This window comes from Amycolatopsis sp. QT-25 (assembly GCF_029369745.1).
Lineage (GTDB): Bacteria > Actinomycetota > Actinomycetes > Mycobacteriales > Pseudonocardiaceae > Amycolatopsis.
Genome location: NZ_CP120210.1, coordinates 6,291,085 through 6,314,374 on the forward strand (window position 1 = coordinate 6,291,085; position 23,290 = coordinate 6,314,374).

The 23,290-nt window shown below is 68.8% G+C and carries 23 protein-coding genes; 8 read left to right on the forward strand and 15 right to left on the reverse strand.

Translation table 11 applies throughout. The features are described from left to right. The first annotated feature begins 23 nt into the window (after nucleotides 1–23). Entirely contained in the window at nucleotides 24–926 is a 903-nt protein-coding gene (locus P3102_RS29235) for a hypothetical protein (protein ID WP_276363454.1), read from the forward strand. 55 nt (nucleotides 927–981) lie between these two features. Here P3102_RS29235 and P3102_RS29240 read toward each other — a convergent pair whose 3' ends face one another. The 10 genes from P3102_RS29240 to P3102_RS29285 form a co-directional block, all read right to left on the reverse strand. Then, nucleotides 982–4,143, reverse strand: a complete 3,162-nt coding sequence (locus P3102_RS29240; RefSeq protein WP_276363456.1) for a DUF87 domain-containing protein — start codon at nucleotides 4,141–4,143, stop codon at nucleotides 982–984. Further along, nucleotides 4,140–4,745 (reverse strand): hypothetical protein, encoded by a 606-nt coding sequence (locus P3102_RS29245; protein ID WP_276363457.1) that lies wholly within the window; start codon nucleotides 4,743–4,745, stop codon nucleotides 4,140–4,142. Before P3102_RS29245 ends, P3102_RS29240 begins: the two co-directional genes overlap by 4 nt. 11 nt (nucleotides 4,746–4,756) lie before the next feature. Further along, nucleotides 4,757–6,406 (reverse strand): ATP/GTP-binding protein, encoded by a 1,650-nt coding sequence (locus P3102_RS29250; RefSeq protein WP_276363459.1) that lies wholly within the window; start codon nucleotides 6,404–6,406, stop codon nucleotides 4,757–4,759. Beyond that, nucleotides 6,403–6,996: a TIR domain-containing protein gene (locus P3102_RS29255; protein ID WP_276363460.1), complete on the reverse strand. Its 594-nt coding sequence runs from the start codon at nucleotides 6,994–6,996 to the stop codon at nucleotides 6,403–6,405. The genes P3102_RS29250 and P3102_RS29255 overlap by 4 nt, the downstream gene beginning before the upstream one ends. 242 nt (nucleotides 6,997–7,238) lie before the next feature. After that, complete coding sequence (locus tag P3102_RS29260; RefSeq protein ID WP_276363462.1) at nucleotides 7,239–7,955, reverse strand: GAF and ANTAR domain-containing protein; 717 nt, start codon at nucleotides 7,953–7,955, stop codon at nucleotides 7,239–7,241. 88 nt (nucleotides 7,956–8,043) lie between these two features. Next, nucleotides 8,044–8,301 (reverse strand): hypothetical protein, encoded by a 258-nt coding sequence (locus tag P3102_RS29265; RefSeq protein WP_276363463.1) that lies wholly within the window; start codon nucleotides 8,299–8,301, stop codon nucleotides 8,044–8,046. A gap of 17 nt (nucleotides 8,302–8,318) precedes the next feature. Then, nucleotides 8,319–9,209 carry a diiron oxygenase gene (locus P3102_RS29270; RefSeq protein ID WP_276363465.1) on the reverse strand — a complete coding sequence of 297 codons (891 nt, stop codon included), beginning with the start codon at nucleotides 9,207–9,209 and terminating at the stop codon, nucleotides 8,319–8,321. Further along, on the reverse strand, nucleotides 9,206–10,087 hold the full coding sequence (locus P3102_RS29275; protein ID WP_276363466.1) for a crotonase/enoyl-CoA hydratase family protein: 882 nt from the start codon (nucleotides 10,085–10,087) through the stop codon (nucleotides 9,206–9,208). Before P3102_RS29275 ends, P3102_RS29270 begins: the two co-directional genes overlap by 4 nt. Further along, nucleotides 10,077–10,676, reverse strand: coding sequence for a TetR/AcrR family transcriptional regulator (locus P3102_RS29280; RefSeq protein WP_276363468.1), 600 nt, complete (start codon nucleotides 10,674–10,676; stop codon nucleotides 10,077–10,079). The genes P3102_RS29275 and P3102_RS29280 overlap by 11 nt, the downstream gene beginning before the upstream one ends. Before the next feature lie 52 nt (nucleotides 10,677–10,728). Then, complete coding sequence (locus P3102_RS29285) at nucleotides 10,729–11,655, reverse strand: NAD(P)/FAD-dependent oxidoreductase (RefSeq protein WP_276363470.1); 927 nt, start codon at nucleotides 11,653–11,655, stop codon at nucleotides 10,729–10,731. Nucleotides 11,656–11,790: 135 nt separating this feature from the next. Between P3102_RS29285 and P3102_RS29290 the strand changes: the two genes are divergently transcribed. Then, the gene (locus P3102_RS29290) at nucleotides 11,791–11,952 is read left to right on the forward strand and encodes a hypothetical protein (RefSeq protein WP_276363472.1); all 162 of its coding nucleotides are present in this window, start codon (nucleotides 11,791–11,793) and stop codon (nucleotides 11,950–11,952) included. A 291-nt stretch (nucleotides 11,953–12,243) separates the two neighbouring features. Further along, nucleotides 12,244–12,990, forward strand: a complete 747-nt coding sequence (locus P3102_RS29295; RefSeq protein WP_276363473.1) for a GAF and ANTAR domain-containing protein — start codon at nucleotides 12,244–12,246, stop codon at nucleotides 12,988–12,990. On the opposite strand, the gene P3102_RS29300 is transcribed toward P3102_RS29295, so the two are convergent. Together P3102_RS29300 and P3102_RS29305 are read right to left on the reverse strand one after the other, a co-directional pair. Further along, nucleotides 12,987–14,126: a Gfo/Idh/MocA family oxidoreductase gene (locus P3102_RS29300; protein WP_276363475.1), complete on the reverse strand. Its 1,140-nt coding sequence runs from the start codon at nucleotides 14,124–14,126 to the stop codon at nucleotides 12,987–12,989. The two genes, P3102_RS29295 and P3102_RS29300, sit on opposite strands and share 4 nt — an antisense overlap. 88 nt (nucleotides 14,127–14,214) lie before the next feature. After that, entirely contained in the window at nucleotides 14,215–14,586 is a 372-nt protein-coding gene (locus P3102_RS29305; protein ID WP_276363477.1) for a MerR family transcriptional regulator, read from the reverse strand. A gap of 64 nt (nucleotides 14,587–14,650) precedes the next feature. On the opposite strand from P3102_RS29305, the gene P3102_RS29310 reads away from it, so the two are divergent. After that, complete coding sequence (locus P3102_RS29310) at nucleotides 14,651–15,877, forward strand: MFS transporter (protein ID WP_276363479.1); 1,227 nt, start codon at nucleotides 14,651–14,653, stop codon at nucleotides 15,875–15,877. Here P3102_RS29310 and P3102_RS29315 read toward each other — a convergent pair. Continuing rightward, a complete protein-coding gene (locus tag P3102_RS29315) occupies nucleotides 15,798–16,694 on the reverse strand; it encodes a LysR family transcriptional regulator (RefSeq protein WP_276363481.1) in 897 nt (298 codons plus the stop codon). The genes P3102_RS29310 and P3102_RS29315 overlap by 80 nt on opposite strands. An 87-nt stretch (nucleotides 16,695–16,781) precedes the next feature. Between P3102_RS29315 and P3102_RS29320 the strand changes: the two genes are divergently transcribed. Then, on the forward strand, nucleotides 16,782–18,122 hold the full coding sequence (locus P3102_RS29320) for an aspartate aminotransferase family protein (RefSeq protein ID WP_276363483.1): 1,341 nt from the start codon (nucleotides 16,782–16,784) through the stop codon (nucleotides 18,120–18,122). 252 nt (nucleotides 18,123–18,374) lie between these two features. Here P3102_RS29320 and P3102_RS29325 read toward each other — a convergent pair whose 3' ends face one another. Beyond that, nucleotides 18,375–19,178 carry an alpha/beta hydrolase gene (locus P3102_RS29325; RefSeq protein ID WP_276363484.1) on the reverse strand — a complete coding sequence of 268 codons (804 nt, stop codon included), beginning with the start codon at nucleotides 19,176–19,178 and terminating at the stop codon, nucleotides 18,375–18,377. A gap of 13 nt (nucleotides 19,179–19,191) precedes the next feature. Then, nucleotides 19,192–20,046, reverse strand: coding sequence for a bile acid:sodium symporter family protein (locus P3102_RS29330; protein WP_346660146.1), 855 nt, complete (start codon nucleotides 20,044–20,046; stop codon nucleotides 19,192–19,194). A gap of 204 nt (nucleotides 20,047–20,250) precedes the next feature. On the opposite strand from P3102_RS29330, the gene P3102_RS29335 reads away from it, so the two are divergent. The 3 genes from P3102_RS29335 (at nucleotide 20,251) to P3102_RS29345 (ending at nucleotide 23,279) form a co-directional block, all read left to right on the forward strand. Continuing rightward, on the forward strand, nucleotides 20,251–20,805 hold the full coding sequence (locus tag P3102_RS29335; protein WP_276363487.1) for a DM13 domain-containing protein: 555 nt from the start codon (nucleotides 20,251–20,253) through the stop codon (nucleotides 20,803–20,805). 142 nt (nucleotides 20,806–20,947) lie between these two features. After that, nucleotides 20,948–21,379, forward strand: a complete 432-nt coding sequence (locus P3102_RS29340; RefSeq protein ID WP_276363489.1) for an RpiB/LacA/LacB family sugar-phosphate isomerase — start codon at nucleotides 20,948–20,950, stop codon at nucleotides 21,377–21,379. Nucleotides 21,380–21,641: 262 nt separating this feature from the next. Continuing rightward, entirely contained in the window at nucleotides 21,642–23,279 is a 1,638-nt protein-coding gene (locus P3102_RS29345) for a glycosyl hydrolase family 18 protein (protein WP_276363491.1), read from the forward strand. Nucleotides 23,280–23,290: the final 11 nt, after the last annotated feature.

Consider the following 23,290-nt stretch of genomic DNA (forward strand, 5'->3'; position numbering starts at 1 on the left):
GTGACGACCAGGAAGGGTGGGTTATGAAGGAAAGTGCGGCCTACGACATCGCCGTTTCGTTCACCGAGCAGTCGCGATCCGCGGTCGAGGAGGTGGTCGACAAGAGCCGGCAGCGCGGGCTGACGGTCTTGCACGGGCCCGACCAGACCCACGAGTGGTGGGGGCACAAGGACCAGGGAGACCTGCCGGCCGCACCGGTGCGCTTCTTCCTGCCCTTCGTCTCCACCGTGGACGATTTCGGTGCCGCGATGCTGCGCGCGGTCAAGAACGGGGACGAGCACGTGCTGCCGGTGCTCGTCGGTGAGCTCACCGTGCCCGCCGAGTTGCTGCACCCGCACGTGAGTTACCTGCGGTTCGACCCGGCGCGGCCCGACCTGCTCACCGAGGCGCTGGCCGCCCGGGTGGAGGCCGCCGAGTCGGCGGGGGCCGAGCAGGCATCGGTGGCCGAAGTGGTGACCGGCGCCCGGCGGCTCACCTGCTCACCAGCCGTGCCCGCCACGTTCAGCCGGTACGCCGAACAGGAAGCCACCCTCCGTTATCTGGGCGACCAGCTCACCGCGGCGATGCCGGGCCTGGAGCGCAGTGGGTTCGTCGGCACGGTGCACCGCGGTGACTCGCGCATCAGCGTCCGGGTCGAGCAGGCCGGTGACACGGTGTACGCGCTGGACATCCACCGCGGGGGCATCGGCGGGGACGAGACGGTGAACTTCGTGGTCGGCAGGCACCAGACCGACACCGGCAGCGTGTGCAGCAACGGCTGGGCCCGCCCGGTGTACAGCACCGAAACCGCTACCGCCGTGCTCGAACTGCACGACTTCTCGGTGCTCGGCCGCAGCACCGGCGAGCCGCGCGTCTACCGCCGGGAAGACCTGTTCGCCGCGCTGTGGCAGCGCATCAACACCGTGGTCGCGGCCGTGGTGCGCTGAGCCACGCGAAAGCGCCCCTCACCCGAAACGGGTGGGGGGCGCTTTTCGCCGCCGGTCACCGCTGCCCGTGGGCCCGGTCCAGCACTTCTTCGAGCCGCAGCGGACTCGGCGGGTGGTGGCTCAGGCACAGCGGCACCCGCAGCCGGCGGAAGGCGAAGTTCTCGCCGGTGGCGTAGAACTGGCCGCGTTCCAGCCGTGAGATGTTGCCCACCGAACCGCTCTTCGCCTTGGCCATCTCGGTCGCGGCGGCCACCTGCGCCGGGCTGTTCAGCCTGCCGAAGAACTGCGTCGTGGCGTTGCCGACCACCTGGTTGTGCACGCCCTTCGGGGCCTGGGTGGCCAGCACCAGGCCGAGCCCGTACTTGCGTGCCTGGGAGGCCAGCAGGATGGTGCTCTGCGTGCTGGCCGTCAACGCCGTGGACGGCGCGATGGTCTGCGCTTCGTCCATCACGAACAGCCCGCCGAGCGGCCGGTCCACGGCCGGGTGGCGTTTGATCCAGGCGAAAATCTCCCACTGGAGCTGACTGACGAAGCCCTGCCGCTGCTCCTCCGACGGCAACCCGATGAAGCTGATCACCGAGATCCGGGCCCGCCTGCCCGCCGACGGCGTGAGCAGGGTCCCCGGCTCGGTCGCTTCCCCCGGCCCGCCGAGGAGCGGGTCGTTGACCACGGCCGCCCGCAGGGTTTCCGCCAGATCGGCGGCCATCGCGGTGCCGGTGCTGAGCTTGCTCACCCCCTCCGGCAGCTCGGCGAGCAGTTCGATGAAGCGGTTGAGGTCCCGCTTCCCGGAACGGGCGTAATGCGTCAGCGCCTCGCGCAGCACCGCCCGGCCACGCACGGCACCCTTGGTACCGTTGGCGACCCTGGCGTGCGGCACCAGCCGGGCCACGGCGGCTTCGACCGAGGCCGCGAACTCGTCGGCGTCCTCGCGGACTTCGGCGAAGTCGGGCAACGGGTGGAAGCTGAGCGGACGTCCGCTCGCCCGGCCCGGTGTCCACACCACGACCTCGGTGTTGGCCAGGTATTCCGCCGACTTGCCCGCGTCCCCGGGCAGCCAGTCGGCAGGCGGTTCCGGCCAGGCGTCGCCGAGGCGCGCCAAGTCGTTGTTGGGGTCCAGCACGATCGCCGACACCCCGCGCAAAGCGCATTCCTCGACGATTCGGCGCAGCAGCACGGTTTTCCCGCTGCCGGATCCCGCGAACACGATGACGTGCTTGCGCAGCGACTCCAGCTCGATGCGGATTTCCCCGTCGAGCCCGAGCACGAGTTCCTCGCCTGCCGGTGTGGCTGGTTGCCCGGCCGGTTCGGCGACCGGGGCTTTCGGCGAGGTGGGCTTCGGTTCGGCGGGAGGTGGGGTGGCGGGTCTCGCCGGGGCGGGTTTCGGCGGTGGTCGCGTTTCCTGGTGGCCGCTCCTGGTCTGCGTGGGCTGGGGCAGGACGTGGCGCAACAGCGTCCGGCCGCTGGCGGGCTTGCGCGCCACCAGCCAGGTGATCAGCCGGTGGGTCGGCGTGGCCAGCATCACCCGGAGCGCGCTGAAGGTCCGCAGATCCTCGTCCGACATGTCGAGGCGCCGCACTCCCAGCCGTTCCAGCGCGGTGAACTCCTTGCGGGTGGTCGGCCCGGTCCAGCCGCGGTCGCCCCAGCGGATGAGCACGAGGTGCCGGTCCTTGGCCCCGGCCCGGATGCCCGCCGCGTCACGGGCGTTGCGCAACCGGCGCAGCACCGTCGTGCCGTGGGCCCCGGAGATGACCCGGAAGGTCCACTGCTCCTGGATGTCGAGCGCGTCGTCGAGGAGCCGGCGCAGGCCGGCGTGCAGCCTTTTCTCGTCCGACAGCGACTCCGGCTGCCATTTCAGATCGTCGTTGCCGAATTCGGTGATCCACGCCTTCAACCCGGCCAGCAGCAACGGCGGGGCGACCTCGTTTTCGTTGTCCTTGCTGATGTCCAGCTCGCTGAGGTCGACCTCGCTCCGCAGCCGGGCGAACTCCTCGTCGAGTTCGTCGAGGGACTGATCCGGCGGTACGGCCACGGGTACGGTCTCGACCGCCTTCTCGTCGAAGGAACCCAGCTCCCGGATCTCACCGTGCAGGCAGGCTTCGGCGTGGGCGTGGATCCGCTTCAGCAACTGCCGCGGCGTGTAACTCGTCCAGTTCTCGCCGAAGGCGCTCGCGGCTACCGGCCAGGTCGAGTGCGGTGGTGTGACGCCGTGCTTTTCGTAGATCACCCGAAGCCACTTCTCGATCAGCTTCTTGCCCAGTGCGGGATCCTGGATCGCCCCCAGGAAGGAGGTCTGGGTGAACCGGTCGCCCACCGTGTCGCTGGCCACGTCCTTCAACCGCATCCAGGTGTTGGGCAGGCACGCCACGATGGTCAGTGTCCGCCGGGTGGATTCGCGCAGCGCCATCAGGCCGTCGGAGATCAGCGCGATCTCCCTGGTCACCTCGGCGTCGGTCTCCTGGGCGTCGAGGGCGTCCTGCCCCTTGTTGACCAGGGTGTCCAGCTGGTCGACCCCTACCACGCACGGCCCCGTGAGGGCGAGGACGCGGGAGATGTCGCGCACGAGCACGCGGGGTGACTTGGCGCGGTGCTGCATGCCCCAGAACCGGCGGTCGTCCTCGCTGCCTTCATGGCCCTGAAGGTATTCCAGGCCGATGTCCGCGGCGTCGGACCCGTAAAGCACCAAAGCCCGGATGGTGTCACCGCATTCCACGGCGATGCGGCCGTCGGCCTTCCTCAGGCCGTTGAGCAGGGCACGCAGGTGGTCGGGCCGCAGCGCCGATTCGCCCACGATGGCTCGGCCGACCTCTTCGGACACCGCGGCACCGGCGCACAACTGCCGCAGCAGCACGGTGAGCTGGCGCTCGCCCTCGTCGTTGGCCCGGTGCAGCTCACCGCGCATCGCCTCGGCGAGGTCGTCCCAGAACGCGGCCCCGGTGGTGAGCTCGACCAGGAAGAAGTAGCCGCCCTTGCGCTGCACCATGCGGCGCACCGTGCCGAGCAGGTGGGTCTTGCCCACTCCCTTCTCCCCCTGCACGGCCACGCCCACCGGGCTCGGGCCGGTGCTGGCCCTGGCGTCCTCGATGCCCGCCATGATGTTGTGCTCGACCCTGGCGTGCAGGCCGTCGATGTGCGAGGGCGAAGTGTGCCAGACGTCGTCCGGGGTCTCGGCGGAATTGAACCGCAGGACCGCCAGGACCTCACGTAAGTCGTCGGTCATGATTCCTCGATCACGATGAGGTGCTTGTCCTCGCCGCCGACCCGGACGGCGGCGTCGTGGTCGGCGTCGGTGAGCACTTTGCGGTTGGAGTCGGGGGCCAGGTGGACCGTGCCCGTCTTCGTCATCTCGACCAGCACGGCGTCCACCTCGTCCTTGTCCGCGCCGTTGAGCTTCGGCCGCAGCCGAGCCAGGCGGATCCAGTCCTGCACGCCCACCGAAAGCTCGGCGTAGACACCGCGGATGAGCGACTCCAGGTCACCGGACCGCAGCGCCTCGGCCAGCAGGCCGCGCTGGCGCAGGAACGGCACCAGCCGGCGCAGCAGGTCGAGCTGCTGCCGGGCTTGCGGCCCCGAGCGGGACGGCAGTTCCGAGCGCACCAGGTCGGTCAGGCACCAGTCGATCCCCTCGTCGGTGATCCGGTGCACGAACGGCCGGACGTCCGTCGAACTCTCGAGCAGTCCGGCGTCGTTCAGCCGGACGCGTTCGGCGGGGCTGAGCCGGACCTTGTGATCCTTGACCAGTTCGGTGTTGCGCATGTCCCGGTTGGCCAGCACCAGCGCCAGTAGTGCGGCTCTGGCATTCGTGGAGTACTGCTCCGGCATTTCGCCGCCTTTCATTCGGTGAACGCGTTGATCCGTCGATCGATCCGGCTCAGCAGTGCCCTCGTCGCGGCGAGGAGCGCACGGGGTGCGGGCACCCCGGCACCGTCACCGTGAGCTCTGCCGAGGAAGTCCAGGTCCGCCGATCGGTCGAGCAGCAGGGCCAGGTCACCGTGGTCCAGCGCGGTGGCCATCCCGCGCACGGTGTCCTCGACCAGCACGACGCGTTCGGCGTAGGGCAGGGTGTCCGGCAGGGTGCGGAGAGCGGCCGCCGCGGCCCGCAGCGCCTCCTGGTCCGGCCCCGCCCCGGTGGCGGTGAGCAGCTGGTGCAGTTGCCCGGCCACCCGGACGGGCCGCACGTCCGGCGTGAATTCCAGGTGGTGCAGATTGCGCACGAAGCCCGGCAGTTCGTCGCGATCGACGCCTCGGGCGACCAGGCAGAACAGTTGCCGATGCCTTCCCTCCGGCCCGAGCGTGTGCCGCAGGAATCGTTCGGACTCGGTGATCTGCCAGCGGCTCAGCGGCCCCTCCACCACCAGGCACAGATGCTGGGCCGAATCGGCGGCCTCGGCCAGGAAGCCGGGGTCGCCGGACAACGACCGGTCGGCGCGCACCCCGAGCAGGCGTAGTTCTTGGATCAGTTCCGCGGCGACCTTGGACTGCCGTGCGCTCGACACCAACACGTCCAAGTCGAACTCACGGCACCGGTCCCGCGCGGCGGCCACGTAGGCGTCGCGGTTGTCGGCCAGCACGTCGGTGCGGTCGAAGTCCTGTGCGATGACCGACGCGACCGTTTCCAGCGCGTAGGAGATCTGGTCCGCCTTGGGCACTTCCTCATCCAGGACCGGCAACTGCTCGCCGAAGCTCCAGTAAGAGACGTAGGGCACCGTGAGGTGACGCATCATCAAATCCACCGGGACGGTCTGCGCCAGCCAGTTGCCGAACAGCGGCGCCACGGTCTCGGCGCACTTGCGCTGCCACCGCTCGGCGCGCTCGTACTCGACTCGATTGTCCAATCTGGACAGAATGGGCAGCACCGAATGCCGGGGCCGGTCGTAGGGCATGCGGTCACGGGCGCGGTCGGCCCGCCGGGCGACGTCCACCACGTCGTCGAGGTTCTGGTCGTTGGCGGTGAACACCACGACCAGCCGGTCCGGCAGATGCGCGGTGCAGATGCCGGCGATGTCGGAGACACCGGTCCGGCTGTCGAGCAGTACGAAGTCGTAGTTCTCGATCCACACCGCCCGGCACCGCTCCAGGTACGCGGCGAACCCGCGCCGGTACAGTTCCTCCCAGTTCAGCGCCTGCATCCGCTTCGAATAGGAATCGTCCAGCTTGCCGGAAACCACGCGTCCGGCGGCCAGCAGATCGAGCCGTCCACCGTCGACGCCGACCCGGACGGGGTAGGACTCCAGGTTCCGCGGGGCCTCCCGTGTCCCGGCATCGCGCAGGAAGTCGTGCGCGAGGTCGACCACCCCGCGTTCGGGCTGCTCGGCCAGTTTCGGCCCGAAGTAGTGGTGCAGCCCGGGTGCTTCGAGGTCCCAGTCCACCGTGAGCACCCGGTAATCCCAGCGCGCCAGCAGCACGGCGACGTTCGCCAGCGTGAAACTGCGGCCCACCCCGCCCTTGTACGAATAGAAGGTGAGCACGGTGCCGGTCGTCATGCGAACCTCGGCAGCGGAGGAGTCGGCAGCAGCACCGGTTCCGGTACCTCGACGAGCGGCCAGTCCGGCCGCCACGGTGGCGCCTGGGCCACCAACTGCGCCAGGTCCCTGGCCAGCTCCCTGACCTTGAGGTGGAACTTGTTGTATTCGATGCTCTGCTGATAGGACGGATCCGGATAGGCGACGTCCTTGAAATCCCGCCAGGCCCGCACCTTTCCCTCTTCGGGGAAATTCTCCGAGTCCGCGTACAGGATCGGGTAGATCAACCCCTGGGAAGAAACACCGTTTCCCGCGAGTCCGAGCATCTCCTCCCTGGCCTGCATACTGCGCATCTCGGCCATGCACCAGGGTGACTGAAAGTAGGGCGGGGTCAGCAACTGAACCATGATCTTGCTGTGCCGCAGTGCGTCCCGCAGATTGGACGGCCAGTGCACCGCGCTGGGCATCTGCCGGTCCATGTACACTTTCAGGCTGCCGTACTCGTCGGCGAGACTTTCCCGCAGTTTGTCGTAGAAGTGGTTGAGCAGCCATTTCTGCACGCTGCCGTGACGGCTGTAGCTGATGAACAGATCGAACTCGTACTCGGACACGCCAACGATGATATGCGGCGGGCAACGGGCAGAAATCGACAAATAAAGGTGATTACCGGGACAATTGGCCGGTCAACTGGCCAAAAAAGGGACAACGGGCGGAACCGCCGATCACCCGCGAGTGGGGGTGGTGCGTTGTTTCCCCGCGACGAGCAGCGCGGCCTCGGTCGGCTCGGCGGGCAGTGTGCCGGACCGCCGTCAGCACTTCGGTGGCGGCCTCGTGGTTCCGCCAGGTCGACGGTTCACTCGGTGAGCTCGTCCAGGACCATGCGCCGCTCCAGCACGTCACGGGCGACGTCCAAGATCGACCGGTTCCGTCCGTAGGCGTGCGCCCGCAAGCGGGTGAAGGCGTCGTCCAGGCCGATGTGCAGCTGGGCGGCGAGCATGCCGGTGGCCACGTTGACGTCCTGGAACGACCGCACCGGATCCGGGGCGAATTCGTGCCCTTCGACCTCGGCCGTCCTGGCCTGCCGCAGCAGCGCCGCGGCACCGAGGTCCGCCGCCAGCGCGGCATCCCTCAATTCGTCGCTCGCCAGGCCACCGGGGCCGTGGCGGATCAGTTCCAGGGTGCCGAGCTTGATGGCGCCGAACCGGAGCGGGAACGCGAAGATCGCCACCACCCCGCTGTCGAGGGCGGCCTGCGCGAAACCCGGCCAGCGCACCTGCTCGATCCTGAGATCGGAGACCAGCACCGGCGATCCGGCGGCGAACGCCTCCACGCCCGGCCCCTCGCCGACGGTGTACTGCGCTTCCGCCAGATCGGCGGCCCAAGGGGCGCTGGCCCCCAGCACCTCCTCGGCGTGCGCACCACCCCGCAACGCCAGAATCGCCGCGTCCACGTGGTCGAAAGTCCGCACACAGGCGAGACAGACGGTCTGTGCCCAGCCGTCACGGCGACCCGCCACGTCCTCGGCGGCGGCGATGGCCCGCCACAACGGTGCCCGATGCCACCCATCCACCGCCGTACTCCCCCTGTCCGCCGTGGGCCACAACCCTGACCCTACGAGATGCCACCGCGGACGGCAGCGTCGTCCGCGGTGGCGGAGTTCAGCGCCGGGCGAGGACGCGCTTCGCCAGCCAACCGGCGTAGACGGCCAGTCCGGCGACCCCGGTCTTCCTGGTGGGGCGGGCCGCGATCGCCAGGCCGATGGCGAGTTCGGTGGCGCCGTTGCGGTAGGTCCAGTTGCGGACGTCGTCGGCGAAGGCCATCTTCGTGACGGGTTCGAAAGCCGCCGGAGCGGCGAAGTGGGCGAGACCGGTCGCGGCGATGCCCAGGCCGAGGACCCGGCCGATGCGTGAGGACATGGGATTGCCTTCCTTGTTCAGTCGAGCACGCCGGCGCGGCGCCAGAGCCGGCGGCTCGGGCCGCCGATGAGGCCGATCTCGGTGAAGTAGTCGACGGCCTTGGCCGCCCACGACGCCTTGGTCCGGCGCCAGTGCGGATTGGCGGTTGCGGCTTGCCGGGCTTCGCGGGGATCGAGTCCGACCGCGGTGTATGCCTTGGGATGCAACAGTTCCGACGTCGCGACGTAGGCCATGGCGGCGATCGTCCAGCGGATCAGTTCGCGGCCGACGCGGCCGTGCCGGGCCCAGGCACGGCCCAGTTCGTCCTTGGCGAAGCCGATGTGGCGTGCCTCTTCGATGACGTGGATGCGCGAGATCATCCGGATCATCGGTTGCAGCTTGTCGTCGCGCATCATCTCGCGTTGCATGCCGTCGGCGAGTTCTTCGACGTAGATGGCGCCGGCGAACAGCAGGGCCGGGCCGCAGATCGCGCCGAACACCTTGCCCGCGCGGTGCGCCGAGCGGCTCGGGCGCCGGACGACGCCGCCGGTCTTCGCGATCGAGCGGGCGAACATGGTGCTGTGACGGCATTCGTCGGCGATCTCGGTGAGCGCGTACTGGGCGTTGTGGGTCGTCGGGTCACTGTTGTAGACATGCCGCACGAGGCCCTGCATGAGGATCAGCTCGAACCAGATCCCCGACGCCGCGGCGGCCGCGGCCTCCTGACGGCTGAGCTCGGCGCGCTGGTCTTCGCCGAGACGTTCCCACAGTTCGGTGCCGTACAGGGAACACCGTTCCGGGGCCTTGCCGTACGCCCCGTCCACCAGCGGTGCCAGCCAGTCGACGTCGACGTCCGGGTCGTAGGAATGCCGTGCGGAGGAACGCTGCAGGCGCTCGGCGACACGTTCGCTTTCGGTGTTCGCGGTCATGAAGACCTCCTTGACTCCTCGTTCTCCGGCAGCGGTCCGCCGCCGTCCGGGATGACCTGGCCGGAATCGCGATAGGCCACCGCCTCGGGGAAACCATCGCGTTCGGCGAATTCGCGGAACCAGCGGCCTTCCGGGGTGTGCCGGGTGATGCCGTCGAAAAGCGTCGCGAGCGTCTGCGTGCCGGAGAGGCACATGTCGTCGTAGGCCTGGTTGATCATCAGCTTCTGCATCACCAGCTGGTTCGTCGGCACGCCCGCCATCCGATCGGCCATTTCCTCGACGGCGGCTTCGAGCCGCACGGGTTCCACCGCCTCGAGCGCGAGTCCCCGGTCCGCCGCCGTGACGCCGTCGATGGTGTCGCCGGTGAGCAGCATCCGCTTCGCGCGCTGAGCGCCGACGCGGTAGACCCACATCCCGGTCGTCGGGCAGCCCCACACCTGTGCGGGTGGATAGCCGATGCGCGCGTCGGCCGCCATGATCAGCACGTCGCACGACAGCGCGAGGTCGCTGCCGCCGGCGATCGCGTGCCCCTGCACCTGGCAGATGACGGGTTTCAGCGACCGCCACAGGCTGAAGAAGTCGTCGGTGTCGCGCTTCATCACCCGGTAGTCCTTGACCGGATCCCAGACCGGCCCCTGGTTCCAGCGGCCTTCGGCGTCTTCCTCCGCGAACTGCTTGAGGTCGTATCCGGCGCAGAAGGAGCGTCCTTCGCCGCGCATCACGATCACGCGGACCGCGTCGTCCTGGTTCGCCCGTTCCACGGCCTGCCGGATCTCGCCTGGCATGACGTCGGTGATCGCGTTGAGCCGCTCGGGGCGGTTCAGCGTCAGGTAGGCCTTCCGGTACTCGACGCGGTAAGTGAGCGTCTCAAACGCCATCGGAGCCGCCCAGCGCGCGAAGCGTGAAGGTGACCAGATGCGGGATGGTGTCCGGTCCGCTTTCTCCTGCCAGTGGTCCGACCAACATTTCCGCGCCCGCGCCGACGAGTGCCGCGGCGGTCGCTTCCGCGTCCTGCGGCGGCAGTAGTCCTCTTCGGACGCCGTCGGCGATGTTCCTGGCGATGACCTCGCGGAACGCGCGGCGGAAGACCAGCCGTTCGGCCTCCACCACGGCGTCGACGGGTTCGGCCAGCAACGCGTACGCCAGCCTCGGCGCCTTCAACGCCCGGCCGGCGAAGGTCTCGATCACCGCGACCACCCGCTCCCGGACGTCGCCTTCGGACGCGGCGGTCTCGACGGCGTCGACCTCCCGCGAGACCACCTCGCGGAAGACCTCGACGACGAGGTCGGCCTTCGACGGGAACTGCCGGTACACGCTGCCGGTGCCGATCCCCGCCCGCGCCGCGACCGCGGCCATGGAGCAGCCCGCGTAGCCGGTCTCGGCCAGCAGTGCGACGGCCGCGACCAGGATCTCCCCTCGCTGGGAGTCCAGTCTTGCCTGGGTCTTCGGGGTGCGTCGGTACGGCACGCCAAAGAGTGAAGCACGGATTCCGCACTTCAGCAATGGCGCTTCGGAGCGGTCACCCCAGCTCCTCCGTGAACAGCGCGTGATCCACCGCGGTGGCCGCCACGAATCCCATGGCGGCGGCGGTCACCACGAAGGTCATGCCCTCGGGGCTCGATTCCCGCCGCGCCAGGTCGCCGACGGCGTACACACCGGGCACCCCCGTGAAACCGACGTCGTCGACCCGCACCGTGCCGTCGTCCTGGATGACACAGCCCAGCTTCTCGGCCAGCGGGTCGGCCTGCCGCGTGGTGGCGTGCAGGAAGACCGCCGCGCACTCCACTGGTTCGTGGTCGCGGAACGTGACCCGTTCAAGCCCGCCATCGGCGCCCTCCACGCTTCGCACCGGCTCCGTGCGCACGCGGACGGCGCGTTTCCCCAGTATCGCCTCGTCTTCGGCGGACAACGGGATCCCGTTGGTGCACAAGGTGACTTCCGGACTCCATTTGGTCAGCTGCGCGGCGAACAACACGTCCTCCCGCCCCTCGGTCGCCAGGACGGCCAAGGGACGATCCCGGACTTCCCAGGCGTGGCAGTACGGGCAGCCGAGCACGGTCTTGCCCCAGCGCTCGGCCACCCCCGGGATCTCGGGCAGGTCTTCGATCACTCCGGTGGCCAGCACGATCCGGCGCGCCTTCACCGAGCGGCCGTCCTCGAAATCGACGGCGAATCCGCCACGATCGCCGTCGACGGCCTGGACCCGCCCCTCGCGCAGGTGGACGTCCGGATATTCCCGCAGCTGCGCGCGGCCGGCCGTCCGCAGCTCGTCCGGGGACATCCCGTCGCAGGCCAAGAGGCCGTGCACGCCGAGGGCAGGGGAATTACGGCCGTCGCCGCCGTGGATCACCAGTGCGCTGCGCCGGGACCGGCCGAGCACCATCGCGGCACTCAACCCGGCGGGTCCGGCACCGATGATCACCGCGTCATACTCGACATCACGCACGGCATGGCCTCTCTGTTCGGGAAGTCGGGGCGGCACCCACATACCCCTTGGCGCCACGTTGACACGGACGTTCTGTTCCCGCGTGCGCTACGGCTGACGGGTCGCCGCCGCGAAGTCCCGCCGACGGTCCCTTCGATGGCCTTGGGGACAGGCGAGCGGCCGGGAGTCACCCACACCGGCTATTTCAGCCCGGTCAGCGCGGCCGGTGACTTCCGCGAGGTCACCGCGCCCGTACTGGAGGAAGCACTCCGGAAGGCGGAGACCGCGGTGCTCGAAAGGTCAGCCGGAGGGAGGTGAAATCACCCGCGGACTCGGTGCCCGCGACACTGTCCTTGCTGGTCGAACGCGGTGGGACGGTCACCGGTTAGGCGACGCGGGGCGACCGGGCCGGACCGACGGGTGTCCTGCCCGCGGGGCAAGGCGCGGTATTCGGACGGCGGCCCCCTGGACTCACGCACGGTGAGCGCATGACGACCACCGAAACCGGGGGGTCACCGGCCACGGGTTACCCCGAATCGGCCAACGCCCGGCCAGCCGGAACGAGTACGTTCTGGTGGTCGGCGAAATCCGCCGTCCGAGGGAAGGGCCATGATGGATCAGTTTCGCGACACCGCTTCGGCGTTGCGGGAGCTCACGGAGTCGATGCGGCTCGACGAGCCCCGCGACGAGTTGCTGGAACGGGTGGCGAAGAAAGTGGTCGGCCTGCTGCCGGGTGCGGGAGGGGCGACGGTCACGCTCTATTCCGGCGACGAGCCGGGCACCGTCGCCACCACCGACCAAGCGCTGCTGCCCTTGGACAAGGCGCAGTACAGCGCGGACGAGGGCCCCTGTCTGAAAGCCGCCCAGAGCGGCACGATCGTCCGGACCCGGCTGGACGGCGACGCACCCGAACGCTGGCCGGATTTCGCGGCCGCCGCCGAACAACTCGGCGTGCGGACCGCGCTCGCCTGCCCGCTGTTCGTCCCCGACGAATCCCACGTCAAGCGGCGCGAGACCGAGTCGCTGACCGGCGCCCTCAATATCTGGAGCTTCGAGGAGAACGCCTTCGATCCGGTCGAGGCGGCCTTGGTGGCGATGTTCACCTCGGCGATCTCGGCGATCGTCCTGACCGCGTCCCGCTGGGCCGCCGCCGAACGACAGGCGGAGACCCTGGTCGCCGCGCTGGAGACCAGGGACGCCATCGCCACCGCGAAGGGCATCGTGATGGCACGTCTGGAGCTGGACGCCGAAGAAGCCTTCCGCTGGCTCACCGAGGCGTCACAGCACACGAACCGCAAGATCCGGGAGATCTCCGTGCTGATCGCCGAGGACCCGGGCGCGGTTTTCGGCCGTTAGCCCAGCGAGACCCGGCGGTTCTCGCGTGACGACTCGAGGCCGGCTTCCGCGAGCCGGATGCCGCGTACGCCGGCCATGAAGTCGTAGGGATGCGGCGTGTCCGCCACCACGTGGCGGACGAACTGCTCCCACTGGGCGCGGAAACCGTTGCCGAAGTCCTCGTTGTCCGGCACTTCCTGCCACTGCGAACGGTACGAGCGCGTCTCGGCGAGGTCCGGGTTCCACACCGGCTTCGGGGTGGCCTCCCTCGGCTGGATGACGCATTTGTGCAGGCCCGCGACCGCGCTGCCCTTCGTGCCGTCGACCTGGAACTCGACCAGTTCGTCACGGTGGACCCGCACGCACCAGGACGAGTTGAGCTGGGCGACGACCCCGCCTTCGAGCTCGAAGATCGCGTACGCGGAGTCGTCGGCCGTCGCGGCGTACCGCTCGCCCTTCTCGTCGACGCGCTCCGGGATGTGTGTGACGGCCTTCGCGGTGACGGCGCCGACGGCGCCGAAGAGGTTCTCCAGCACGTAGTTCCAGTGGCAGAACATGTCGACGACGATGCCGCCACCGTCTTCGGCGCGGTAATTCCAGCTGGGACGCTGCGCCGCCTGCCAGTCGCCTTCGAAGACCCAGTACCCGAACTCGCCGCGCACGGAGAGGATCCGGCCGAAGAAACCGCTGTCGATCAGGCGTTTCAGCTTGAGCAGGCCGGGCAGGTACAGCTTGTCGTGGACGACGCCGTTCTTGACCCCGGCCGCCTCGGCGTGCCGTGCCAGCGCGAGCGCCCCTTCGACCGACTCGGCCACCGGCTTCTCGGTGTAGATGTGCTTGCCCGCGTCGATGGCGCGGATGATCGACTTCTCGCGGACGGCGGTCAGCTGCGCGTCGAAGTAGAGCGGCAGGTCGTCGTCGCCGAGCGCGGCGTCGAGATCGGTGGTCCACCGGGTGAGCCCGTGCCGGGTGGCGATCTCTTCCAGCTTGTCCGCGTTGCGCCCCACCAAAACCGGCTCCAGCTGGACCCGCGACCCGTCGGCCAGCTCGACCCCGCCGGCCTCCCTGATCGCCAGGACCGAGCGCACCAGGTGCTGCCGATAGCCCATCCGCCCGGTGACGCCGTTCATTACGACGCCGAGTTTCCGCGTGGTCATCCGTTCTCCTTTGAAAGCGCTTTCCTGAGCACATCCTGAAAGCGCTTTCTCGTACTGTCAAGACCGATGCGAGGAAAGTCCCTCCGGCTCAGGACGCCGGGTCGTACGCGCGGACGGCGTCGAGATACTCGGTGATGGCGTCCCGGTTGCGCAGCAGGCATTCCGCACGCCGGGTCATCCGGTCGCGTTCGGCCTCCAGGGTCCGGAGCATCTCCGTGGTCGCGTCCGGGAAGTAGATCTGCCGGGGTTTGTCCAGGCACGGCAGGATCTGCTTGATGATCCGGGTCGGCAGGCCGGCGTCGAGCAGACCACGGACCTGGACGACCCGGTCGACCGACGACTCGTCGTAGTCGCGGTAGCCGTTGGCCTGCCGCTCCGAGACGATGAGACCCTGCTCTTCGTAGTACCGCAGCAGGCGACGCGACGTCCCCGTCCGCTCCGCGAGCTCCCCGATCCGCATGTGCGCCACCTCACCCCGGCCGACTTGACCTTCACACCTATGTGATGGTTCGAGCATACGGATCATGACTCCGAAACTCCCCCTCGGCGCCTTGCTCGCGCTGACCACGGCGGCGTTCGTCACCGTCCTCACCGAAGCCCTGCCCGCGGGTGTGCTGCCCGCGATGAGCACCGGCCTGGGCGTCGGCGAAGCGGCGACAGGACAGCTGGTGACGGTGTACGCGATCGGCACCGCGCTCACCGCCATCCCGCTGTCCGCCGCGACGGCAGGCTGGCGCCGCAAACGCTTGCTCCTGGCCGGCGTGGCCGGTTTCGCCGTCGCCAACACGGTCACGGCCCTGTCCACGAACTACCCCCTGACCCTCGGCGCGCGCTTCGTCGCCGGGATCGCGGCGGGCGTGGTCTGGGCGCTGCTGACCGGTTACGCCCGGCGGCTGGCGCCGGAACCGGTGCGGGGCAAGGCGATCGCCATCGTCATGACCGGCATCCCGCTCGCCCTCTCCCTCGGTATTCCCGCCGGCACCTTCCTGGGCGGCCTCTTCGGCTGGCAGGTGACGTTCTCGCTCATGTCGGCGCTCGCGCTCGCCCTGCTCGCCTGGATCACGCTGGCGGTCCCCGATTTCCCCGGTCAGGGCAAGGGCGGCAGACTCCCGGTGCGCAGGACGCTCGCCGTGCCGGGCGTGGCCGCGGTCCTGTTCGTGACGCTGACGTTCGTACTGGCGCACAACATCCTCTACACCTACATCGCCACCTTCCTCGAGCACGTGTCGATGGGCGGCTCGGTGGACCGGATCCTGCTGGTGTTCGGGCTGGCGTCGATGGTCAGCATCTGGTTCGTCGGCCTCCGGATCGACCGGCGGCTGCGCCCGCTGACCGTCGCGGGCACACTTCTCGTGGCCCTCGGAGCGACGATTGCGGCTTCGCTGGGCGCGAACCCGGCGCTGGTCTACGTCGCCGTGACGCTGTGGGGGCTCGGCTGGGGCGGGATCCCGACGCTGCTGCAGACCGCGGCCGCGCAAGCGGGCGACAAGGGCGGCGCGGCGGACATCGCGCAGGCCATGCTCGTCACCCTGTGGAACGCGGCGATGGCGGGCGGCGGCGTCGCCGGCGGTGCCCTCCTCGACGGCTTCGGCGCCGGTTCGCTCCCGTGGAGTGTCCTGGTGCTGCTCGTGCCGACGCTGGCCGTGGTGCTGGTGGCGCGACGGCACGGGTTCACAACGGCAGTTCCGGATGACTCCGGAGCGCCTCGAGAACCAGGTCGACAGCGGCGCGCGGCGCGGACCCGCGCCTGATCGCCGCGGTGATGGCGCGGTCGACCGGCGTCGCGAGCTCACGGGTGGCGACGCGGTAGCGCCTGTCGACGGCGAGGCCGGGCAGCAGGGTGATCGAAAGCCCGGCCTCGACGTGCTGCAGGGTCATCATGTAGTTGCTGAACCGGGCGATCACGCGCGGCTCGAAACCGGCTTCGCGGCAGAGCCGGGTGGCGAGATTCGCCATGTACGACCGGGGAATGTCGAACGCCCAGGGTTCGCTCGCGTAGGCGGCGAGGTCGGCAGGGCCGCGGCCCGCGGCCGGATGCCCCGGCGGGACGACGAGCACGATCGGGTCGGTCGCGAGCGGTACGAGCTCGACGTCGGGCCCCAGCGGCTGCTCGACGAAGTCCGTGGTGGTGATGATGACGTCGGCGTCACCGACGCGGAGCGCGGGCATGCTCACGTGCGGTTCGAGTTCGAGCAGTTCGATCTGCAAGCGGGGATGCGACCGTGCCAGCCGGTTCACCGCGGGGACGGCGATGGTGTGGATCGAACTCTGGAAGGCGCCGAGGCGGACGAGCCCCGCCGGCCCCTCACCGAGGCCGCGCAACTCGGCCTCGACGGTGTCCATGTGGTCGAGGATCTCCCTCGCGCGGCGAGCCAGCATCCGCCCGGCCGGGGTCAGCCGGACGCGGCGGCCGGTGCGTTCCAGCAGCCGGGTACGCGTTTCGGCTTCGAGGACCGCGAGTTGCTGGGACACGCTCGACGCGCTCAGGTTGGCCGCCTTCGCGACCGCGCGGACGGTGCCGAGCGTGTCCAGCCTGCTCAGCAGGCTGAGCCTCCAGGGGTTGAGCATGGCCGCCATTGTTGTCCGGATGAACCGAACAGCACAGCCGGAATCGTGAGATGGACGTGTCGCTCGGATCGGCTCTACCGTCGAGGCATGGCTGCTCCGATCACCGACCCGTCCTCCGCCGACCGCTTCTGGGCCGACGCCGACCGGCACCTCGTCCGCTACGCCGGAGCCGGTGACTTCACCCGCGAGATCATCGGCCACGCCGCCGGGAGCTACCTGTTCACCGACTCCGGGCGACGGATCCTCGACTTCACCTCCGGGCAGATGAGCGCGATCCTCGGCCATTCGCATCCCGAGATCGTCGAGACCGTGCGGCGGCAGATCGGCTCACTCGACCACCTGTTCAGCGGGATGCTGAGCCGCCCCGTCGTCGACCTCGCGCGGCGGCTGGCCGAGACCTTGCCGTCACCGCTGGAAAAGGCGTTGCTGCTGACCACCGGGGCGGAGTCGAACGAGGCCGCGATCCGGATGGCGAAACTGGTGACGGGCAACCACGAGATCGTGTCCTTCGCCAAATCGTGGCACGGAATGACGCAGGCGGCGGCGAGCGCGACCTACAGCGCGGGCCGCAAGGGCTACGGCCCGTCCGCGCCGGGCAACTTCGCCCTTCCCGCGCCGAACGCCTATCGGCCGGACTTCCGCACCCCGGAAGGGGAGCTGGACTGGAAGCGGCAGCTGGACTTCGGGTTCGAGATGATCGACGCCCAGTCCGTCGGCAGCCTCGCGGCGTGCCTCGTCGAGCCGATCCTGAGCTCGGGCGGGATCATCGAGCCGCCGGTGGGCTATTTCGCCGCCCTGCGCGAGAAGTGCCGCGAACGCGGGATGCTGCTGATCCTCGACGAGGCACAGACCGGCCTGTGCCGCACGGGGAACTGGTACGCCTTCGAACGCGACGGCGTCGTCCCCGACATCCTCACGCTGTCCAAGACGCTCGGCGCCGGACTCCCGCTGGCGGCGGTGATCACGAACGCGGAAATCGAGCAGGAAGCGCATGACCGCGGCTACCTGTTCTTCACCACCCACGTCGCGGACCCACTGGTGGCCGCCGTCGGGAACACCGTGCTCGACGTCCTCACCCGCGACCGGCTCGACGAACGCGCCACCGAACTGGGCGCCTTCCTCCGCCGCGGCCTCGACGATCTCGCCATCCGCCACCCCGTCGTCGGCGACATCCGCGGACGAGGCCTGCTGGTCGGCGTGGAACTCGTCGCGGACCGTGCCACCAGGCAAAGCTCCGGCGAACTGAGCGCCCTGGTCACCCGGCGTTGCCTCGAACTGGGGCTGCACATGAACATCGTGCAGCTGCCGGGAATGGGCGGGGTCTTCCGGATCGCTCCCCCGTTGACCGCGACGGAGGACGAACTGGCGGAAGGACTGGGAATCCTGGACAAGGCGATCGGGGACGCGTCCGCACCGACCGGGTCGTGAGTGGCGTTTCGGATTCTCTTGAGGGGTAGGGCGAACAGGGCACTATGCGCACTGCGTTGATTGGAAGGGAAGGAGCCTCCGCTACCTTCACATGTGCTCCCTGGCGCAGTGGGACGGCTGTGACACCAGCGCCGGGTCTTGAAGTCCGTGAAGGCCTCCTTGAGGGACCCTGGTTCCCTCAAGGAGGCCTTCACGGACTTGCCACCCACACGAAACCTTTGCCTTACCCCTCAAGAGAACGCTCTTTGCCACTCACGACCCGCTGAACTCGCGAAGCAACCGGGCCACCTCGATCGGCTGCTCCAAGAACGGCGAGTGCCCGGCGTCCTCCACGACCTCCACACGAGCCCCGACCGCGGAATACCGGGCGGAAGTCTTTTCACAGTCGTAAAAACGGTCCCGGCGGCCGAGGATCACCAAGCACGGCGACGCCAAAGCCGCCACCTGCGCGTCGAGAGGCCGAGCCGCCAGCAAACGCGCCCGTTCCACGAGTACCACCCGGGCCATCGCCGGCGCGGTGACGGCGTGATCGGTCAAATCCTGCAAAGGATCGTCGAACCAGCGCACCCGCCGGAACCGGGAAGCGAATCGGATCCACCGCCGATGGGCGACAAGCCGCACGAGAGCACCGATCATCGGCAGCACTACCGAACTGCCCGGCGAAAAGGACGCGTAGCTGTAGTCCGGCGCCTGTCCGATCAGCACCAAGGAGCCTGCCCGCGGGGAGATCGCGGCCAGCGCCAAGGCGACATCCGCACCGAAGGAATGCCCGGCGACCAGGACGTCCTCGACGCCCAGCGCGTCGAGGACCGCGGCCACCATGCGTGCCTGCGAAGCCGCGTCGAGCCCGGACGAGCCACCGGTGCAACCGTGCCCCAGCAGATCCACCCGGATCACGTGATGCTCTTCCGACAGCTCGCGGGTGAGCCCGTCGAACCAGTGCACCGACCCGCAATACCCGTGCAGCAACAGGATCGGCGGCCCGGCACCGTCCTCACGGACATGGACGGCGACACCGTTCACGTCGAGGAGGTCGCCGATGGGGTCACGAGGCACGCCCCAAGGTAACTCAGACCGGCGCGCTCACCTTGCCGCGGGACAACAGGAAGGCCGCGATCCCGGCGGGAAGGAACATGAGCACGCCGTAGATCCCGGCAGGCACGGCCATCGCCTTGTCACCGAGCACGGAGATCGCGACGGCGATGGCGAGCGTGGCGTTGTGGACACCGATCTCCATGGCGGACGCGATCGACTGCTCGCGGTCCACCCGGAACAGCCGCGGCACGTAGTACCCGATCGCGAGGCTCAGCACCGAAAGTGCCAGCGCCACCGGCCCGAGCGTCCAGACGTTGTCGGCCAGCGTCCGGAATTCCTGCGCGATCGCCGCCGCGATCACCAGGACGAGCACCACGGCGGAGCCGAGCTTGACCGGTTTGCGCATCCGCTCGGCCCAGTCGGTGAACCGGTGCCGCACCGCCATCCCGATCACGACCGGGATCAGCACGATCGCGAACACCTGCACGAACTTGGCGGGCTGGAGCCCGACAGAGGCACCGCCGTCGAGGAATTCGGCCATCGACAGGCCGACGACCAGCGGCAGGGTGAACACGGCCAGCACGGAATTGATCGCCGTGAGCGTGACGTTGAGGGCGACGTCGCCACCGGCGAGGTGACTGAACAGGTTCGCCGACGTCCCGCCGGGTGACGCGACGAGCAGCATCATGCCGACCGCCAGCACACCGCCGAGCCCGAACAGCACGATGAGGCCGACGCAGATCACCGGCAGTACGATCATCTGGCACACCAGCGCGATCACGGCGGCTTTCGGGTACTTCAGCACGCGCGTGAAGTCGCCGACGGTCAGGGTCAGCCCCAGCCCGAACATGACCAGCGCGAGCGCTATCGGCAGGAGAAGGGAAAACATCGCCGAACCCATCGAGGGGGCCTCCGTCCGATATGCCCTTTTCAGCCCGGCAATCGTGTCAAGCGGCGTGAACCGGGTCAAGGCACCGAAACCCGGCCGTGATCCGCGCAGCTTGCCGAGAGCAGTGCTCTCCATAGGCGTCGTAAGGAGTCGGTAAGCAGGCGAACCGGGCGTTCCGGGCGGTTCGCGCGCTTGAATGTCCCCATGAAACGCAAGCGGGTGCTCGCCGTACTGGCGGTCGGACTGGTGGTGGCGGCCGCCGCGGGCCTCTACTGGTTTCAGCCGTGGAAGCTCTGGGTGAACGACACGGTCCAGGAGGCTCTGCCCGGCGCGGCCCAGTCGTCGGCCCAGGTGTCCGATCAGTCGGCGAAGAGTTCCGGAAGTGCCACGTCCGCCCCGAAAGAGCCCACGGTCGTGGCCACCGGCGCACTGATCAGCCACGAGCACACGACCAGCGGCGACGTCCGGATCCTGCGCGCGGCCGACGGATCCCTGGTGTTGCGCCTGGAAAACCTCGACACGAGCAACGGACCGGACCTGCGGGTCTGGCTCACCGACGCGCCGGTCGTCCCCGGCAAGGACGGCTGGTTCGTGTTCGACGACGGCGCGTACGTGAGTGCCGGGAAGCTCAAGGGCAACAAGGGAAGCCAGAACTACACACTGCCCGCCGGCACCGATCTCGCACGCTACTCCAGTGTGACCATCTGGTGCGAACGGTTCAGCGTTTCCTTCGGCGCCGCCGCGCTGACCAAGGCTTGACAGCCAGGCGGAGCCTGTCCGTCGAGGATGGCGGCGGGGCGGGGTCCGGGCTGGACCCGGCGCTCCTCCGCAGAGGAGTCCACGCCGCGACCCCCATGACTTCCGGGTTCTTCACCTGTCGACGCGGCGTTACGATCCGCACATGAGGATCGCCTTCGCCGCCGACGACAGCAACGCCACCACGGACGCCGTCCAGGCGTATCTCGCCGAGGCGGGTCACGAGGTGCTCCGCCCGGCGACGTCGGAGGTCTGGCCGGAACTCGGCGCGGCGGTGGGCAGGGCGGTCGTGGCGGGCGAGGCCGAGTTCGGCGTGGTGCTGTGCTGGACCGGGACGGGTACGGCCATCGCGGCCAACAAGGTCCCCGGGGTCCGCGCGGCACTGGCCTGGGACACCTGGATCGCCGCGGGCGCGCGCAAATGGAACGACGCCAACGTGCTGGCGATGAGCCTCAAGCGGCTGGCACCCGACGTGGCCGTCGAGATCACCGAGGTGTTCCTTTCCGGCGTCCTGCCCGACCCCGACGAATCCGCGAATATCGCCAGGCTCGGCGAAATGGACGAATTCCGTCGCTGACCGGCACCGGACCAGTGAACGGTTAACGCTGTCGAACGTATTAGGCCGTTCGCAGGAAAATCACCACGCTACGTAGCGACCCTTCCCATATTGGTCCAGACCACGTACCGTCTCCCGCAACAAAGCGTTCCCCCGTGGAGGTGGTCGATGAAGACGCATCCCCGCCTGCCCGGCTCCGGCCGCGGCAACGCGATGTCGCCGATTTCCCTTTGACGAAATCATCTCCAAGATCATTTCCCTGCATCGGGTTGTAAGGAGTGAAATGTCGAGAAAAAGATGGCATCTGGTCGGCCTGTTCACGGCCGTGGCGGCGCTGGCGGTCGGTCTGGTGACCGTGCCGGCGAACGCCGCCGGTGGCGTCGGAGCCACCCTGACCAAGGGCTCGGACTGGGGCGCCGGCTGGGAAGGCAAGTACACGATCACCAACAACTCGGGATCGGGCCTGACCAACTGGACGCTCGAGTTCGACCTCGCGGCGGGGCACTCGATCGCCTCGCTGTGGGACGGCAGCTACACCGTCTCCGGCCAGCACGTGACCGTCAAGAACACCTGGAACGGCAACCTTTCCAACGGCGGTTCCACCAGCTTCGGTTTCAACGTCAAGTATTCCGGCGCCTACACCGCGCCCGCCAACTGCAAGATCAACGGCGGCTCCTGTGACCCGGGTGGCGGCGGCCCGACCACGACGCCGACCACACCGACCACCACGACGTCCAATCCCCCGACGTCGACCAGCACGAGCAACCCCCCGACCACCACGACTTCGAACCCGAACCCGGGCGCGAAGAAGAACCTCGGCTACTTCGTGCAGTGGGGCGTCTACGGCCGCAACTATCACGTGAAGAACATCCACACCTCCGGTTCCGCGGCGAAGCTGACGCATATCAACTACGCGTTCGGCAATGTCACCAACGGTTCCTGCACGGCGAACGACGACACCTACGCCGACTACGACAAGTTCTACGACGCCGGGTCCAGTGTGGACGGTGTCGCGGACTCGTGGGACGCGGGCGCGCTGCGCGGTAACTTCAACCAGCTGCGCAAGCTGAAGAAGATGTACCCGGGCCTCAAGGTGCTGTGGTCGTTCGGCGGCTGGACCTGGTCCGGTGGCTTCGGCCAGGCTTCGAAGAACCCGGCCGCGTTCGCGGAATCCTGCTACAAGCTGATCAAGGACCCGCGGTGGGCCGACGTCTTCGACGGCATCGACATCGACTGGGAGTACCCGAACGCCTGTGGTCTCACCTGTGACACCAGCGGCCCCGCCGCGATCAAGAACGTGGCTCAGGCGCTGCGCACCAAGTTCGGTTCCTCGTTCCTGGTCACCGCCGCGATCACCGCGGACGCCAGCAGTGGCGGCAAGCTCGACGTCGCCGACTACGGCCCCGCGTCGGCGTACTTCGACTGGTACAACGTCATGACGTACGACTTCTTCGGCGCTTGGGCGGCGCAGGGTCCGACGGCCCCGCACTCGCCGCTGACCTCGTACCCCGGCATCCCGCAGCAGGGCTTCACCTCCGACGACGCCATCCAGAAGCTCAAGGCCAAGGGCGTCCCGGCGAGCAAGCTGTTGCTGGGTATCGGTTTCTACGGCCGAGGCTGGACCGGTGTCACGCAGGACGCGCCGGGCGGCACCGCGACCGGAGCGGCACCGGGCGCCTACGAGGCGGGCATCGAGGACTACAAGATCCTCAAGAACAGCTGCCCGTCGACCGGCACGATCGCGGGCACCGCGTACGCGAAGTGCGGCAACAACTGGTGGAGCTACGACACTCCCGCGACCATCAACGGAAAGATGGGCTGGACCAAGAACCAGGGTCTCGGCGGCGCGTTCTTCTGGGAACTCAGTGGTGACACCTCCAACGGTGAGCTCGTCACGGCCATGCGCAACGGCCTGAACTGAGAGGTTCGACA